A 15,798-nucleotide genomic window follows, 5' to 3' on the forward strand; every position below is an offset into this window, starting at 1 on the left:
TTAACAATCAATTATGTACCCCAAGGAATATGTCAATTGTGATCAGGAGCCCATTCATATCTGTGGAGAAGTCCAGGAATATGGATTTCTGATCAGCACTCAAAATTCTAAAATAGTTTCTTACAGTCAAAATGTTTTGGAGCTGTTTTCTTTAAATTCTGATTCTATTATTGGAACAGACATTCATACATTTTTCAAGAATTATGATATTGATGTTAATTGGGAAAATTATTCATCCAACGAAAACCTTGCAATACAGCATATTGATTTCAAGAATGAAAAATATACTTTAAGTATTCACACCAATAATGAGATTACTTTTTTTGAGATAGAGAAAGTCCTTCCAAATCATAAGATCAACAAGGAATACGAAGCCGTTCAAAATATTCTGAGAATGTCCAATGATAATAATGTCTGGACTGTTTTGCTAAAAGAAGTTCAGGAAATCATAGATTTTGACCGTGTGATGATCTATCAGTTTCTATATGACGGAAGTGGCGAAGTGATAGAAGAATTGGTAAAGCCAAACCTTGATAGTTATCTGCATCTTCATTATCCGGAGTCTGATATTCCTGCACAGGCCCGTGCGCTGTATCTTAAAAACCCTGTTAGGATCACGTCTCATGTTTCCGGGAAAACATTTCCTATTGTTGGGATCATTCCAAAAGAACAGATAGACCTTACCTACAGTGTAACGCGTTCCACCTCTCCTGTTCACAGAGAATATCTTAAAAATGCTCATGTGGAATCGAGTTTCAGTACATCTATTATTGTCAATGGACAACTATGGGGAATGGTAGCTTGCCAAAATGCAGAACCAAAACATTTGGACCTACAGTCCAGGTTATTGGTGGAAACGCTGACCAGAACATCAGCCAATACCTTTGCTGCGAACAGATCTCTACAAACCTTGGAAGAATATCAGAGAATCAATCTTAATAATATTTCCCTTCGTCAAAATCTTCTAAATGAAGAGAGTTTTAAAAAAGGCCTGGAGAATAACATCCAGGATATAAAGGAGGCTTGTACTGCCGATGGTCTAATCATTAAAATAAACAATGAGATACTAACGTCAGGAAATATTCCGAATAATCTTGACATAGAAAAGATCATCAAATGGAGCATAGACCACAATCAGGATTTCGAGGAAAATATGTTTGTTTCTGATACTTTCTGCAAAAAAATAGATACAGACCTGGACAATCCTGAGACCAGTTGCGGAGTTATCATTAGCGTTTTGGGAAATAACACTTCCGATATGCTGATCTGGTTGAGAAAGGAACAAGGTCAAAAAATAAAATGGGCAGGAAAACCGGAAAAAGAAATTGTTTCAGAAATAAAAGATGGTGTAGAGATCATCAGATTCTCTCCAAGAAAATCTTTTGAGGTATGGAAAGAATATGTCAAAGGAACATCATTGCCTTGGAAGATCAAAGAAATAGAAGCGGCGAAATGGATCACATCTATTATTCTGAAAGCATCTCATACCAAATCATCGCAGATACAAGACCTTAATAGTCAATTAAAGGAACTGAACCAAGAATTGGATTCTTTTTCTCACACGATCTCACACGATCTAAATACACCCTTAACCGTCATAAGACTGAACGCACAATTAGCAAAAAGAATCTCTGATCCGGAAAACCTGCAAAAAAGTCTAGACAATATCATTGCTCAGGTTGATACCATGAGCGAGATGATCAGAAATGTACTAGAGCTAAGTAAAATCAAGAAATCTGAAATAGAACTCAAGCGAGTTGAGGTGGAGTCATTGATCAATAAGTTAGCCGAGGATTCTAAAATAAGTTTCAACTCTCCCAATACAGAGATTATTATAGAGAATACTCCGGAGGTTTTGGGTGATCAGACAATGGTTTATCAGGTTTTTGTGAATATCATTGGCAATGCTGTGAAATATTCTTCAAAATCAAAAAAGCCTCAGGTCAAGATCGTAGGAGAAGTTTATGAAGATGATGTAACTTACAGGATATCCGACAACGGAATAGGGATTAAAAAAGAGGATTCTAATAATATGTTCAAGATCTTCAGTAGAATGAGTAACGCAAAGGATTTCCACGGAAACGGTGTCGGACTAAGCATTGTTCATCATCTGATGGATAAAATGGGTGGAGAAATAAGCTATGAGAGCGAAAGTGGAAAAGGGACAACATTTATATTAAAATTTCAAAAACCCAATTATGATTTCAGCATTTCTTAAAGAACAAACGAAACAACAGCACGACGATACGGAAGCGAAATTGCAATCTCAAAAGATCTTCGATAAGTCTTATACTTTAGATGATTATAAAAAATTACTGATTCATAATTATCAACTGATCAGCAGGTATGAACCTCAGATTCAGGAACAATTGAAAGGTTATCCTGAATTGAAATTGGATATAAGAAGTAAGGTCAATGCTCTTAAAGTTGACCTGAATAATCTGAACATTGAGCTAAAACCAGAAGCTCCAGCTCAAGACCTTGAAAATGAAGCAGAGGCTTTTGGTGCTTTGTATGTTATGGAAGGTTCTACTTTGGGCGGGAATGTTATTGCAAAGCAACTGAAAAGAAATCCGGAATTCGAGAATGTTGAGTTCAATTATTTTGGGGTCTACGGAGAGAATACCGGACCGTTTTGGCAGGAATTCAAATCTATTATTGATGAGAAAATTACCGAAGAGCAATATGATGCTTGTGTGGCCGGAGCTAAAAAGGCTTATCAGTTATTAACATAGAATATCAATATCTCTATCATAAAAAAAGGAGCGAAATCGATTTCGCTCCTTTCCTGTTTTATATGGATTATAGAATAGATCAACCTCCGATCTTAACTAATTCTACATCGAAGATCAACCAGGCATTCGGTGGGATAACACCTCCTGCTCCTCTTTCTCCGTAACCCAAAGCTGGTGGGATCAACAATGTTGCGGTTTCACCTTCTTTAAGAAGCATGATTCCTTCGTCCCAACCTTTGATAACTTGTCCAACACCAATTGGAATATCGATAGGCTGCCCCCTTTTGAAAGAATTGTCAAACTCTTCCCCATTTACCAATTTTCCGGCATAATGCACAGCAACAGTCTGTCCTGCAGTTGGAGCTGCTCCAGTCGTTGTTTTTGTGATTTTATAGAATAACCCGGAAGGTGTAGATTGCATTCCTGCCTTCAGGTCATCAACCAGTTTTTGTTGATTGGCTTTGAACTCCTCTTCCTTTCTCTTCTTCTCTTCTTCAGCTTTAGCTAAATATGCTTTATTTTTTTCTTCGATCTTATCTTTTCCTTCAGTGAAAATTTTTGCAGCGTCATAATGTTTGTACTTGTCCCCTTTACCGAAAACAGCAACTTTAGTAAGAACAACGTCGGTTTTAGGTTTGTCTTGAGCGCCCTTCTCTACATTCGCAATAGAATCGATAACAGCTTCACCACCCACAACTTTTCCGAAAATCGTATGCCTTCCGTCTAACCAAGGCGTTGCTACTTCTGTAATGAAGAATTGTGAACCGTTGGTGTTAGGTCCCGAATTTGCCATAGATAAAATTCCCTTTCCTGTATGCTTAAGATCATTTTTCTCATCAGCAAATTTATAACCTGGGTCACCCATACCAGTTCCCTGAGGATCCCCGCCTTGGATCATGAAATCTTTGATCACTCTGTGGAAGATCGTCCCATCATAGAAGGGTTCTCCCTTTTTCTTGGATTTGTTTTCGATCTTACCTTCAGCAAGACCTACAAAATTAGCAACGGTAACCGGAGATTTCTCATCTTCGAATTTTACAAGAATATCCCCCTTGCTTGTTACAAAATTTCCATAAAGCCCGTCTGGCAGACTTTTATAAACTTCTTTGTCTATTTCCAATGTTTTACAATTTAATAATGTTAATAATGTTAATAATGTTATAGAAAGTGCTATAATTTTCTTCATTGTTTATAATATCGTTGTTTTTTTATAATACTTTTACTTTAATGATCAAAGGGGTATCGTTGGTTATTTTTTTGTTATCACCATACGTTCCGTAAGCTAAAACGGATGGAATAAGAAGTTCAGCTTCTTGTCCTTTTTCCAGATATCTTATGGCATCTTCCACAGCGTCCATTTCGTTGAAACGTCCCAAGGTGACATTTGTATTTCCTACAGGCGTATCGTAAACTTTGGTCCTGTCAAAATCATAGATATAATATTCATAGGATACCTTTTCCCCGTCATTCTTGCGGTGTCTGTTTTCAAGATTGGGGATGTTTACCCAATAATTCATACCCATTGGGTAATATTTTATAGGCTGGGCCTTGATCCAATCCTGTATCTGTAATCTTTCCAGGTCATTAAGTTCTTTGGTCCTGTTTTTGGAGATTTCCAAATCGCTTTCCGTCATGGTCCGTTCTTCGGATGGATGGATATTTGGTTGCTTTGCGCAAGCTGCCAACACTACCAGAGATGCTATAAAAATTACTTTTTTCATTGATTAGATTAATGATTCTCCAGCAATTAAACAAAAAAGACCGGAGGACAGATGCAAAAATAAGAATTTTAATAGACTTAATGAGCATTAAAACAAAAACCGGAAAATAATTTCCGGTCTTTGTTCTTCAATTTACTTTTATATAATTCTATAGACTATAGACATTTTCTTCAACCAAAACTCTCCATCCGAAAGGGTCTTCTGCATTGTTGGTCTGGATGTTGACAAGGTCATTTTTCAGTTGGTCAGCAAAGCTTTCTACCGCTGGAAGTTTCGGTAATTCGAGATGTTCGCCCTGATAACCTAAAGCTTCAAAAACACTTGTTACAACTGCTGTTCCTACACCCCATACCTCTTTCAGGGTCCCATTTTTCTGAGCAGCAATAACATCTGAAACCTTTACATCGTCTATAACAACTTCAATCCCTCTTTTTTTAGCTAACTGAATGAAACTATCTCTTGTAACACCATCTAAGATCTTATCAGAAGTTTTAGGTGTATAGATGGTATCATTGATTCTTACAAAAACATTCATTGTTCCACTTTCTTCGAAATACTCGTGAGAACAATCGTCTGTCCAGATAATTTGTTCATATCCTTCCTGAATTGCCAATTGCGTCGGGTAAAAAGATGCAGCGTAATTCCCCGCAGCTTTGGCTGCACCAACGCCCCCACTCGCAGCTCTGGAATAGTGATCCGATATTTTCACGGAAACCGGGGCTGTATAATAGCTTTTTGCGGGTGTTGCCACAATAGCGAACATATATTTTTCAGAAATTCTTGCCTTTAGGGCTTCTTCTGTTGCAAACAGAAGAGGTCTTATATATAAAGACATACCTTCTCCGTGTGGGATCCAGTCTCTGTCTATATCTACCAAAGCTTTGAGACCTTCCAGGAATATTTCTTCGGAAATCTCAGGAATTGCCAATCTTTTTGCGGATTTGTTAATACGTTGAAAGTTCTTTTCCGGACGAAAAAGGAATACCTGCCCATCTTTATCTTTGTAAGCTTTCATTCCCTCGAAACATGCTTGTCCATAATTGACCCCCATCATTGCAGGGGTAAACCCGATTGGACCGTATGGTACTAATTTAACATCCCCCCATTTTCCATTCTCGTATTCACAAATTATCATATGGTCGATAAAAGTGTTTCCAAATGAAAAATTATTGGGATCGAATGTTGTGATTCTTGGGTTGGTAGATTTTTGAATTATCATTTTTTAATTTTTTGTTGAGGTATTACAAATATATAATAATTTTTTAATAATAAAAATTTAGTTTAAATTTGAAAAAAAATACTTTGAAAAGACAATTAATTCAAACTCAGGATGGTAGTAAAACATTGTTAATCAATGATTTGAATGAGAGTTACCATTCTATACATGGCGCTTTACAAGAAGCTAATCATGTATTTATCAAAAATGGACTTAATTTAATAAATGATTACGAAATTAATATTTTAGAGTTAGGTTTTGGAACAGGTCTTAACGTTTTGGTAACATTTGATGAATATTTGAGAAATGACAAAAATCATATGATCAAATATTTTGGCGTAGAAAAATACCCAATTATTTTTGAGGAAGTGTCAGAATTGTCTTATTCTGAATTATTTCCGAACCAAATCGTCAAAGACCTATCTCTAAAAATTCATGAAACGGAATGGGAAAAGTTAGTTGAACTAGATGTTAATTTTCATCTCAAAAAAATCAAAGACGACTTTTTTAATATAAAAAATATGGATTTGCCTCCTATGGATTTGGTTTATTTCGATTGCTTTGGAGCCAGGGTTCAGCCCGACCTTTGGGAAAAGGAAATATTTGAGATCGTTGCAGACAAAATGAAAACCGGAGGATTATTGACAACTTATTCATCCAAAGGGAGTATGAGACGAGCCTTAATAGAATTAGGCTTCGAAGTCGAAAAAAAGCAAGGGCCTCCCGGAAAAAGGGAAATGCTGATTGCTTGGAAAAAATAACAAAAAGCAGGACTCGATCGAGTCCTGTTTTTTGTTGATCAACTAATATTCTATTCTTTTATAATTTTAAATGTCTTAACTGAATCATCAAAATTATAAACCTTAATGATGTAAACTCCGGTAGAAAGTGTTGATAAGTTAATTTTAGAAGTATTAGAATTAGTCATTAGTATTCTTCCATCGGTGCTTAGCAATTCGAGTTTTTTATAATCCTTAGAATAATAGAGATAATCCTTAGTCGGATTTGGGAAAATCTGAAATTTCTTATTTTGAATATCATTAACCGACAAAGAATTACTTTCCAGAATCACATTATCCAATTGACCTGTGTCCGGACCAGATTCGAATTCTCCTCTTATTCTAAGACTTATAATGTTGGATAACACTTCTTGAATGTCATCATTAGTTGCAAGATCACCTTCAAAAGTGCTGATCTTCCAAGCAACAGAATTATCCAATTTCACAACATACTGCGTCCAAGTTGCAAGAGGATTTGGAGATAGATCTATGACCAAGGTTTTATTATTTCCTTCGATAATCACATCATAATAGTCGAATGGACTAGAAAAATTGTTCTGAGTCAGCTGGAATTTCAAATTCTTACCAAAAGACGCCAATTGGTTTCCTTTGTATTTATCTGGAGCTTCCCAATACCAGACCCCGCCGGCAACTGTGTCATCTGCAGAAATATAACCATTGGGATTTCCATTTGTCGGATGCCAATCCGGAGCACTGCTTGTGGCATCTCCTACAACCAACCAGCCTTCGTCATCCGTATCAAAAGTGCTGACGATATCCTGCGAAAAAATTAGTGTAAAACTAATAAGTCCTAAAAAAGAAAATAATTTTGTTTTCATTGTACTAAAGTTTGAATCATTATTGATGTAAAATTCAAACAAATTGAAAATCAAAACAATACGACATTGTGCGTATATAAAATCAAATAGGAACTATGATAATTGCTGTTAATCCATTACTATTCTGAAAAGAAACGTTGCCATTCAAACTTTTCACTCTGTTTTTAATGTTCGTCATTCCGTTTCCGAATTGGTTTTCCTTTGTCAATCCGGTTCCGTCGTCAGAAATTATAATTTCCAGATTTTTCTTGTCAATGATGTTCACAGAGATTTTAATTGTTTTTGCGGAAGAATGTTTCAGGGAATTATTAAGGATTTCTTTGATGCAGAAGAAAAGATTTTTTCGGATTTGTCCGTCCAATTCTTTTGACAAATCCAAAGTTTCCGATTTTGTACAAATTAATTTGATATCCGTTTCTTCCGTAAGATTGTTGGCGTAGGAAAAAACATACTCGCAGAAGCTTCTCAAATCATTATTTTCATTGCTCAAAGACCAAATAAACGTATTGAGTTTTTGTGAAATTTCTTTCCCAACTTCATAGATTTTTGAGGATAATTTCTGTTGTTGTTCACTCGAAATCTTATTGGAAAGCAGTTGAGAATGGATAAGAATACTTCCCAAACCACTCCCGATATCATCGTGCAAATCTTTGCTGATGTCTGTTTTCTGCTGGAGAAGTTTCTGTTGTATCTTATTTTTCCTCCTGAAAATGATGATTGTCAAAGCCATAATTACAATTGTAAGACCAGCGACCAGAAGCTGAAGGACAGAGATTTTTCTCTTTCTTTTGAGTTTCTCGATTTCGAGATTCAAAAGTTTGTTTTCATTTTTAATGTATTGATTGCTGATGTCTTGGATGTAAGCGTTATTCTTTGATTTTTCTTCGTTGACAAGAGAAATTATTTTGGACTGAATTTTTCTGACATCTTCCGAAGAATTCATTTTTTCAAACGCTTGCAAAGCATATTCGTAGAAAGTCCTTCTGAAAAAAAGGTTGACATTTTGTTGTTCAATAAGTTTTTCTCCTTGATCGAAATAATCTTTACAAACTTTTGGATTTTGGATTTCATTTTTCAAAAGCAAACCGTAACTCAACAAAGCAACATCAAAGTTTCTAAAACGTTTCGCCGATTCTATACTTTTCAGGAAAAATTGGTTGGATTGAATCAAATCTCCCTTGGACTGATAGATTTCACCAAAGGTTTGTTCGCAGTTTGCAATAGCTCTTTTGCTGTTCTTTTTCAGAGCAATATCGTAAGCTTTTTGATTGTAATACAAAGCAGAATCCGCTTCTCCAATTGTCCGTTTTAACTGAGAAATATTATTGAGAATATGTTCATTTCCAATCGTTTCAAAAAGTGATTTTTTAGGATTTTCAGGATAAAATTTCAATGACAATCTGAATGATTTTTCCGCTTCTTGATTTTTACCTAATTCATAAAGATTGAGTCCTTCGAAAAAATAAGCATCTGCAATCATCAGACTGTCATTCAGAATTTTTGCTTTTTTCACAGCTTTCTTCGCTTCCTGATTTCCAAATTGGGACAATCCAACGTAATAAAAAATCTCTGACTGCAGACTCAAAATATGAAAAGACAAAGCATTGTTACTATTTTCCGGATGATAATCTTTGGTTATGTCAAGCCATTTCTGAGAAAGATTGATGCTATCGATTTCCAGATAATATTTTGAGATTTTGAATGATCCTTTAGCCTTACATTCATTCGTTTTACAACCATCAAAGCCTTTAGTTATTTGCCCATTATAATCCGCAAACAAAAACAAAAGTATAATGATTAGAAATGATTTCATTGCTTATCGTTTAAGGTAGATATTCACGGCTTCTACTCGGGTATTAACGTGCAGTTTGGTGTAGATATTCTGGATATGTTTACGAACCGTTCCCTGGCTTATTTCCAGAATGGCTGCGACTTCCTTATTCATCAAACCTTTTGAAAGCAAGTCGAGGATTTCCTGTTCTCTTACGGTCAATCCTTCAGAAACCAGTTTTTTATTTTCGAGATTACAGAAGCTGGCCACTACTTTTCTGGCAATACTGCCGCTCATCGGACTTCCGCCTTCAAAGAGTTCATCCAAAGCATTGATAATTTTTGCAGGACCTTCGGTTTTTAATATATATCCGGTTGCACCTTCCTGAAGACTTGCGAAAATCTTGTCCTCGTCTTCATAAGAAGTACACATCAAAATAAGAATCTGCGGTAGCTTGGATTTTATTTTTCTGACACAGATGATGCCGCTTTCACCAGGTAAATTGATATCCATCAAAACAGCATCAGGAGAGAGGGTCGAAATGTTCATCAAAACTTCTTCTGAGTTTCGGAAACTCCCGCAAAGTTCATAATTCTGCGTGTACTGAATCATTAGTCCCAGTGCCTCCCGCAGATCGGAATCATCTTCAACGATACAAATTTTCTTTTTTACCATTACAGCTATAAAACAACGAATTTAAAGTTATTAATTAATTATTGAAATACGTAAAAAAGCGTATAAAGTATCAAATAGGCCTTGCTATTAAAAACAAAAATCATAACTTTAAAATTCGAAATCAATAACTGATGATAGACAAGATCAACATTCGGGTGTATGCGCTTTGTATAAAAGATAGCAAAGTTCTGGCGCTTCACGAGGAATATGCCGGAGACCACCTTTTAAAATTGCCGGGAGGCGGATTGGAATTTGGAGAAAGCACCCTAGAATGCCTTAAAAGGGAGTTTCAAGAAGAACTGAATCTTGAGATCGAGATCAAGGAGCATTTTTATACACAAGATGATTTTTTGGTTTCCCGATTCAGAGATAATGAACAACTTTTAACGGTTTATTATTTGGCAGAAATCCTAAATGAAGAAGACCTATTGATTCTTGACCCTTGTATCGAAAAAACAGAATGGATTCCGCTGGAAGGAGAAAATCCTTTCCCATTACCAATTGATAAACGTGTTTTTGACATAGCAAAACAAAAATTCCAGAATTAAGATCCTGGAATTTTTTATTTAATTTTATAATTATTGAACTTCTTCAAAATTGACATCGCCTTCGTACTTCCTGTCAATAATCAGGATCATTGCTGTCTGGGTCGTATAGGATTGATTTTCACCGGCGATCCTTTTATATTTTATTTCAAGGATATTGCTATTTTTTCTTATTGAAACAGGTTTCAGTTCTATGGTCTGAGTTGAAGGATCTTCGATTTGAGCCACCACAAATTCTTTAGAAAAATCAATTGGTGTCGGTTTTCCGTTCTCTCCCATTGTTGTCGCCATTCCGAAAACCTTTTCAAATTCCTGTTGTGTTTCAAACTTGGGACTGCCAATGGCTGCATCAATATTACTTTTTACAAAATAATTCTTCGCTTCTTTATAAGGAACCTCTTCATTAAGCGTTGAGTCGCCGGACTTAACTGACGAATTGCAACCAATTAAAAGTAATATTGAAAATAAGATAAATACGTTTTTCATCATAACTTAATTAATTTGAATTTTTAAATATTCCAAAGAAGGTCCTCATATTTTTGCAGGATAATATCCTTAGAAAATCTGTTTTTGATTGATTCTTTTATATTTTCTTTGTTATTATTTTTATGTACAGCATGTTTTATTTTTTCAGCAAAGCTATCATAATCGTCGATATTTGCTATCTCACCATTGATTTGATCCAAGATGATTTCATCAATACCTCCTGGACAATTATTTGCCAAAGAATAGATCCCACAAGCTCCAGCTTCTAAAAGGACATTGGGAAAACCTTCATAACGCGAAGACAGAACAAACAGATCGGCATATTTGAGATATTGGTAAGGATTGCTTTTCTTTCCGTGAAAGATCACGTGATCCAATCCCAGCATCTCTTTCATCTGCAAAAGCATTTCCTTATCTTTTCCATCACCAAGAATATGAAGCAAAATATTCTGATTCTTAAGCCTGGAGAAAACTTTCAAAAGATTGTCAAATCCTTTTCTGGCAGAAAGATTTCCAATAGCAACCACATTTTTGTACTGATGAGAGAATTCAATTGGACGTTCTGATCCATTCAGTTTTTCTTCGATGAAATTGATATCAACCGGATTGTTGATCTTAACCAATTTTTTTTTCTTGATACCAAAATTTTTAACAAGGTCATGTTGCATATCGTTACTTTGAGCAATGATCTTATCATAACCATTATAGAATTTGTAGAAAAATCTGATCTCTTTTCTGGTAACGTGCTGAGAAACGACATTGGTCTCTCTGGCTATGAATTTTGTTTTAGGAAATAATCTTATGAATAATGACAAATAAGCATTCACCTCTCCAAATCCAGAAAATACAATATCAGGTTTTCTGCGTTTGATCTCCAGAAGAATTGGTTTTAGAGAATGTCTGATCCTTGGTGTTTGAATATCAATGATCTCAACGTCCGGTTTCAAAAAATCAAGATATGCACCTTCTTTTCTCAACAAAAGAATTGATGGAGAAAATCGGTCTCTCGGAAGATGATTTGCGATCGTTGTAATAATGCGCTCTGCACCTCCGGTCTCCAAATCGGGCAATATGAAAATGATTGATTTTTTCATCTATCAAAATTAATAAAAAGTTTTATTAATTTTTAATGACAGGTTTTTAAATATGGATACAATTTCATTGATATTTTCAACACTTAAAAATGCATATTTATCTTCCGAGAAATTCATACCATATCTTTTAAAAAGAGAAAAAGGTTCATCATTACATCCGAAAATATTTTCAGGTTCTCCAAAAATAATATTTCCAAAAAAATGTTTATTCATTTCTATATTTACTTGGTCAATTTCCTTGATATTTTTATATTTTTCAATTTCATCATTCTTCTTATTAGCAATAATTATTCTTTGATTTGTGATAACATAATAATTATTTTTTAAATCAAAATATCTTAAAACCCATCTAAAAATTGTAATATACAAGGCTGTAAAAAACACAATAATTGCAAAAAAGAAAAGAGGGAAAACCATATTAAAAAGAAGTACTACGGAAATAGCTAAATAAAAAAATGAGAAGACTATTCTGATTTTTTCTGTTAAATTAAAAAAGAAACTCTTTTTGGGAAGAATTTCTTTTAAAATAATTTCGTTGTCGTTGAGATGCATATTTTATTCTAATTAGCTACGTCACTTATGAACTTGATCCTAAGAATCCGCACTTCTTCATCGGTAAGGTCATCTCCATACTCTGCCAGAAGGGTTTTCATACTGTCGCTTTCAGAATTTTTCATAAAGTCCATAAATTCTTCTACGATATCTTCATCAAAATTTTCATCAATATAATAATCGATATTCAGTTTTGTGCCTTGATAAATAATGCTTTCCATTTCGGAGAGAAGCTCTGTCATGCTAAGATTTTTAGCTTTTGCAATATCTTCCAGATCGATCTTCTTATCCGTATTCTGAATGATAAAAACTTTGTGACTGGATTTGTTTGCCACTTGTTTCATCACCATATCCTGAGTTCTTTCTATCTCATTATCTTCAACATACTTCTTGATGAAATCAGCGAATTCTTTTCCATATTTTCTGGCTTTACCCTCTCCTACGCCATAGATTTTCGCTACTTCTTCTACAGTTATCGGGTATTGGACCGTCATATCTTCCAGACTTGGGTCCATAAAAACCGTGTACGGTGGGATCCCATGTTTTTTAGCCACGGTCTTACGAAGTTCCTTCAATTGTCCAAACAATAACTGGTCAAGTCCGCCACCAGCTTGGGTCTGTACCTGTTCACTATCTGCTTTTGATTTGATCTGGGAAAGGTCGTATTCTCTATCTTCTGCGATCAGGAATGTATTTTTGGACTTTCCATCGATGACCTCCTTCCCTTTTTCAGAAAGTTTCAGTACGCCGTAGGTCTCTATATCCTTTTTAAGATAATCCTGAACGGTAGCTTGTCTGATAATCGATTTCCAGTAATTATCACTTTCTGCTTTTCCAAAACCAAAAAAATCAGTCTGTTCTAATTTGTAAGATTTGGTAACAGCAGATTCTTTTCCTGCAATAATGGAGATCAGATCTTTTGTACGGAATTTTTCACCCAAAGACTTGATCATTTCCAAAACTTTTTTCAGGTCTTGTGTCGCATCTTTTAGTTTTGGTGGATTTTGTGAATTGTCACACATCTTTGCACCTTCACCTTTTACCGGATCGAATTTTTCCCCGAAGTAATAAAGAAGGTATTGTCTCCTGCTCATCGATGTCTCGGCATAGCCAACAACTTCGTTCAGCAATTGCAGTCCGATCTCTCTTTCGGAAACAGGTTTCTGAGCTAAGAATTTTTCTAATTTTTCAATATCCTTAGGGTCATAAAATGCCAGGCAATAACCTTCTCCTCCATCTCTGCCTGCACGACCGGTTTCCTGGTAGTAACTTTCCAGAGATTTCGGAATATCATAATGAATTACAAACCTAACATCAGGCTTATCGATTCCCATTCCGAAAGCTATGGTTGCAACGATCACATCCGCTTCTTCCATTAAGAATTTATCCTGATGGAGAACCCTTGTTTTTTGATCCAAACCTGCGTGGTAAGGTAAAGCATTGATACCGTTGACCTGCAAAAGCTGAGCAAATTCTTCTACTTTTCTTCGGCTAAGGCAATAGACTATTCCAGATTTCCCTTTATGCTGATTGATGAATTTTACAATCTCTTTATCCACGTTCACTTTTGGACGGATCTCATAGAACAAATTGGCCCTATTGAAGCTTTCTTTGAAGACCGAAGCATTGTTCATTCCCAAAGTTTTCTGAATGTCGTCTTGTACTTTAGGTGTTGCAGTCGCAGTTAAAGCGATGACAGGCACATTGGCAATTTTATCGATAATGCCTTTCAGATTTCTATATTCCGGGCGGAAGTCGTGTCCCCATTCCGAGATACAGTGTGCTTCATCAATAGCAACAAAAGATATTTTAACAGCTTTCAGAAACTCGAGATATTCTTCTTTGATGAGAGATTCCGGAGCAACATATAACAGCTTGGTTTTACCAGCCGTTATATCATCCATAACCTGCTTTGTCTGTGATTTGTTGAGAGACGAATTAAGAACATGAGCTACACCTTCATCGGACGACAGTCCATTAACAGCGTCAACCTGATTTTTCATTAATGCAATAAGAGGGGAAACAACAATAGCTGTTCCTTCCGAAATAAGTGCAGGCAACTGATAACAAAGAGATTTTCCGCCTCCAGTCGGCATCAATACAAATACATCATTATTTCCCAAAAGAGTTTTGATAATCTGTTCCTGCTGTCCCTTGAACTTAGAAAAACCAAAATATTTTTTCAGTTCTGCAGATAAGTTGATGTCTTTTGTGTCCATCCTTAAGATATTGTTTGCTAAATTTGCATTTTGTTGAAAGTTAAACGACTAAGATCTAACAAGAGAATCCTTGATTTTAGTGGATAAAAAAATGAAGCCCTAAAACTTCATTTCTTGTTAAAATTATTAGCGTGAAGATACAAAATAAATATTAGTAAAAAAAATAATCAAACATTTTTAAAAGTTTTGAATCCAAAAGAAATCATTTCCAATGCCCATCAGGCATTAGATATAGAAATTAGTGAATTACAAAAACTGCGTGACAGATTAAACGACAGCTTCATCAAAAGCGTTTTGGCGATCAATGAGTCAAAAGGAAAACTGATCGTTGTCGGAATCGGTAAATCGGCACATGTTGGAAATAAAATTGTTGCAACACTTAATTCCACAGGAACACCTTCTCAGTTTTTACACGCAGCAGAGGCTATTCACGGAGATCTGGGAGTGATTCAGAAACAGGATATTGTTTTGTGCATTTCATATTCGGGGAATTCTCCGGAGATCGTTAATCTTTTACCATTTCTGAAAGAGTATTCTTCTGTTTTGATCGGAATGACAGGAAACCCGGAAAGCAAACTTGGAAAAGCGTCTGATATTATTCTCAATACCCACGTTGACAAAGAAGCTTGTCCAAATAAATTAGCCCCAACCAGTTCTACAACTGTTCAAATGGCTCTTGGCGATGCTTTGGCGGTTTGTTTGATGGAGCTGAAAGGTTTTAAGGATATTGATTTTGCGAAGTTTCATCCCGGAGGAAGTCTTGGTAAAAACCTGACGGCAAAAGTGGAGCAATTTGTTTCTCAGAATAAACCGGAAGTTTCTCCGGAATCAAGCATCAGAGATGTTATCATATCGGTAAGTGGTTCAAAACACGGGATCACTGTTGTTATTGAAAACGAAACCATTGTCGGCGTGATCACGGATGGGGACATCAGAAGAATGCTCCTTGACCAAGATGATATTTCCAAAGTAAAAGCTTCTGACATCATCAGCAAAAATCCCAAAAGCATCGATAAGGACCATCTTGCAAAAGAAGCCATGCAAATTTTGAAACAATATAATATTGGTCAATTGATCGTTACCGACAAAGGGAAATATTACGGCATCATTGATATCCACACTTTATTGGACGAAGGAATCAATTAAAATCATTCATCAATAATCAT

The 15,798-nt window shown here is 35.5% G+C and carries 15 protein-coding genes; 5 read left to right on the forward strand and 10 right to left on the reverse strand.

Annotated features, from left to right (window positions below; translation table 11 throughout):
* Positions 1 to 13: 13 nt before the first annotated feature.
* Together K319_RS0102555 and K319_RS0102560 are read left to right on the forward strand one after the other, a co-directional pair.
* Positions 14 to 2,218: an ATP-binding protein gene (locus K319_RS0102555; protein WP_034671275.1), complete on the forward strand. Its 2,205-nt coding sequence runs from the start codon at positions 14 to 16 to the stop codon at positions 2,216 to 2,218.
* A complete protein-coding gene (locus tag K319_RS0102560; RefSeq protein ID WP_027382193.1) occupies positions 2,199 to 2,735 on the forward strand; it encodes a biliverdin-producing heme oxygenase in 537 nt (178 codons plus the stop codon). Before K319_RS0102555 ends, K319_RS0102560 begins: the two co-directional genes overlap by 20 nt.
* 79 nt (positions 2,736 to 2,814) lie before the next feature.
* Here the strand turns inward: K319_RS0102560 and K319_RS0102565 are convergent, their stop codons facing one another.
* From K319_RS0102565 to K319_RS0102575, 3 genes are all read right to left on the reverse strand, one after another.
* Positions 2,815 to 3,921 carry a peptidylprolyl isomerase gene (locus tag K319_RS0102565; protein WP_034671276.1) on the reverse strand — a complete coding sequence of 369 codons (1,107 nt, stop codon included), beginning with the start codon at positions 3,919 to 3,921 and terminating at the stop codon, positions 2,815 to 2,817.
* 22 nt (positions 3,922 to 3,943) lie between these two features.
* A complete protein-coding gene (locus K319_RS0102570) occupies positions 3,944 to 4,456 on the reverse strand; it encodes an FKBP-type peptidyl-prolyl cis-trans isomerase (protein ID WP_027382195.1) in 513 nt (170 codons plus the stop codon).
* A 148-nt stretch (positions 4,457 to 4,604) separates the two neighbouring features.
* The gene (locus tag K319_RS0102575) at positions 4,605 to 5,675 is read right to left on the reverse strand and encodes a branched-chain amino acid aminotransferase (RefSeq protein WP_027382196.1); all 1,071 of its coding nucleotides are present in this window, start codon (positions 5,673 to 5,675) and stop codon (positions 4,605 to 4,607) included.
* A gap of 83 nt (positions 5,676 to 5,758) precedes the next feature.
* Here K319_RS0102575 and mnmD point away from each other — a divergent pair, with 83 nt between their 5' ends.
* On the forward strand, positions 5,759 to 6,433 hold the full coding sequence (gene mnmD / locus K319_RS0102580) for a tRNA (5-methylaminomethyl-2-thiouridine)(34)-methyltransferase MnmD (RefSeq protein ID WP_027382197.1): 675 nt from the start codon (positions 5,759 to 5,761) through the stop codon (positions 6,431 to 6,433).
* Positions 6,434 to 6,483: 50 nt separating this feature from the next.
* Here mnmD and K319_RS19690 read toward each other — a convergent pair whose 3' ends face one another.
* The 3 genes from K319_RS19690 to K319_RS0102595 form a co-directional block, all read right to left on the reverse strand.
* The gene (locus K319_RS19690) at positions 6,484 to 7,290 is read right to left on the reverse strand and encodes a laminin B domain-containing protein (RefSeq protein ID WP_051230376.1); all 807 of its coding nucleotides are present in this window, start codon (positions 7,288 to 7,290) and stop codon (positions 6,484 to 6,486) included.
* An 82-nt stretch (positions 7,291 to 7,372) separates the two neighbouring features.
* Positions 7,373 to 9,103, reverse strand: a complete 1,731-nt coding sequence (locus K319_RS0102590) for a tetratricopeptide repeat-containing sensor histidine kinase (RefSeq protein WP_084403387.1) — start codon at positions 9,101 to 9,103, stop codon at positions 7,373 to 7,375.
* 3 nt (positions 9,104 to 9,106) lie between these two features.
* Positions 9,107 to 9,736: a response regulator gene (locus K319_RS0102595; RefSeq protein ID WP_027382199.1), complete on the reverse strand. Its 630-nt coding sequence runs from the start codon at positions 9,734 to 9,736 to the stop codon at positions 9,107 to 9,109.
* Between the two features lie 131 nt (positions 9,737 to 9,867).
* Between K319_RS0102595 and K319_RS0102600 the strand changes: the two genes are divergently transcribed.
* A complete protein-coding gene (locus tag K319_RS0102600) occupies positions 9,868 to 10,284 on the forward strand; it encodes an NUDIX domain-containing protein (protein ID WP_027382200.1) in 417 nt (138 codons plus the stop codon).
* A 30-nt stretch (positions 10,285 to 10,314) separates the two neighbouring features.
* On the opposite strand, the gene K319_RS0102605 is transcribed toward K319_RS0102600, so the two are convergent.
* The 4 genes from K319_RS0102605 to recQ are packed head-to-tail and all read right to left on the reverse strand — an operon-like array spanning position 10,315 to position 14,632.
* Positions 10,315 to 10,770, reverse strand: coding sequence for an outer membrane protein assembly factor BamD (locus tag K319_RS0102605; RefSeq protein ID WP_027382201.1), 456 nt, complete (start codon positions 10,768 to 10,770; stop codon positions 10,315 to 10,317).
* A gap of 20 nt (positions 10,771 to 10,790) precedes the next feature.
* Positions 10,791 to 11,861 carry a glycosyltransferase gene (locus K319_RS0102610; RefSeq protein ID WP_027382202.1) on the reverse strand — a complete coding sequence of 357 codons (1,071 nt, stop codon included), beginning with the start codon at positions 11,859 to 11,861 and terminating at the stop codon, positions 10,791 to 10,793.
* A 9-nt stretch (positions 11,862 to 11,870) separates the two neighbouring features.
* Entirely contained in the window at positions 11,871 to 12,413 is a 543-nt protein-coding gene (locus K319_RS0102615; protein ID WP_027382203.1) for a hypothetical protein, read from the reverse strand.
* A gap of 8 nt (positions 12,414 to 12,421) precedes the next feature.
* On the reverse strand, positions 12,422 to 14,632 hold the full coding sequence (gene recQ / locus K319_RS0102620) for a DNA helicase RecQ (RefSeq protein WP_027382204.1): 2,211 nt from the start codon (positions 14,630 to 14,632) through the stop codon (positions 12,422 to 12,424).
* A gap of 186 nt (positions 14,633 to 14,818) precedes the next feature.
* Between recQ and K319_RS0102625 the strand changes: the two genes are divergently transcribed.
* Positions 14,819 to 15,778 (forward strand): KpsF/GutQ family sugar-phosphate isomerase, encoded by a 960-nt coding sequence (locus tag K319_RS0102625; protein WP_027382205.1) that lies wholly within the window; start codon positions 14,819 to 14,821, stop codon positions 15,776 to 15,778.
* The last annotated feature ends 20 nt before the right edge of the window (positions 15,779 to 15,798 follow it).

The organism is Epilithonimonas caeni DSM 17710 (assembly GCF_000426465.1).
GTDB classification, from domain to species: Bacteria; Bacteroidota; Bacteroidia; order Flavobacteriales; family Weeksellaceae; genus Epilithonimonas; species Epilithonimonas caeni.

What these genes read in the sequence shown, in the direction of transcription:
- K319_RS0102605 (WP_027382201.1), bottom strand. Translation starts at nt 10,770, where the DNA reads ATGATGAAAAACGTATTTATCTTATTTTCAATATTACTTTTAATTGGT.
- K319_RS0102560 (WP_027382193.1), top strand. Translation starts at nt 2,199, where the DNA reads ATGATTTCAGCATTTCTTAAAGAACAAACGAAACAACAGCACGACGAT.
- K319_RS0102595 (WP_027382199.1), bottom strand. Translation starts at nt 9,736, where the DNA reads ATGGTAAAAAAGAAAATTTGTATCGTTGAAGATGATTCCGATCTGCGG.
- K319_RS0102555 (WP_034671275.1), top strand. Translation starts at nt 14, where the DNA reads ATGTACCCCAAGGAATATGTCAATTGTGATCAGGAGCCCATTCATATC.
- K319_RS0102575 (WP_027382196.1), bottom strand. Translation starts at nt 5,675, where the DNA reads ATGATAATTCAAAAATCTACCAACCCAAGAATCACAACATTCGATCCC.
- K319_RS19690 (WP_051230376.1), bottom strand. Translation starts at nt 7,290, where the DNA reads ATGAAAACAAAATTATTTTCTTTTTTAGGACTTATTAGTTTTACACTA.
- K319_RS0102615 (WP_027382203.1), bottom strand. Translation starts at nt 12,413, where the DNA reads ATGCATCTCAACGACAACGAAATTATTTTAAAAGAAATTCTTCCCAAA.
- K319_RS0102590 (WP_084403387.1), bottom strand. Translation starts at nt 9,103, where the DNA reads ATGAAATCATTTCTAATCATTATACTTTTGTTTTTGTTTGCGGATTAT.
- recQ (WP_027382204.1), bottom strand. Translation starts at nt 14,632, where the DNA reads ATGGACACAAAAGACATCAACTTATCTGCAGAACTGAAAAAATATTTT.
- K319_RS0102610 (WP_027382202.1), bottom strand. Translation starts at nt 11,861, where the DNA reads ATGAAAAAATCAATCATTTTCATATTGCCCGATTTGGAGACCGGAGGT.
- K319_RS0102600 (WP_027382200.1), top strand. Translation starts at nt 9,868, where the DNA reads ATGATAGACAAGATCAACATTCGGGTGTATGCGCTTTGTATAAAAGAT.
- K319_RS0102565 (WP_034671276.1), bottom strand. Translation starts at nt 3,921, where the DNA reads ATGAAGAAAATTATAGCACTTTCTATAACATTATTAACATTATTAACA.
- K319_RS0102570 (WP_027382195.1), bottom strand. Translation starts at nt 4,456, where the DNA reads ATGAAAAAAGTAATTTTTATAGCATCTCTGGTAGTGTTGGCAGCTTGC.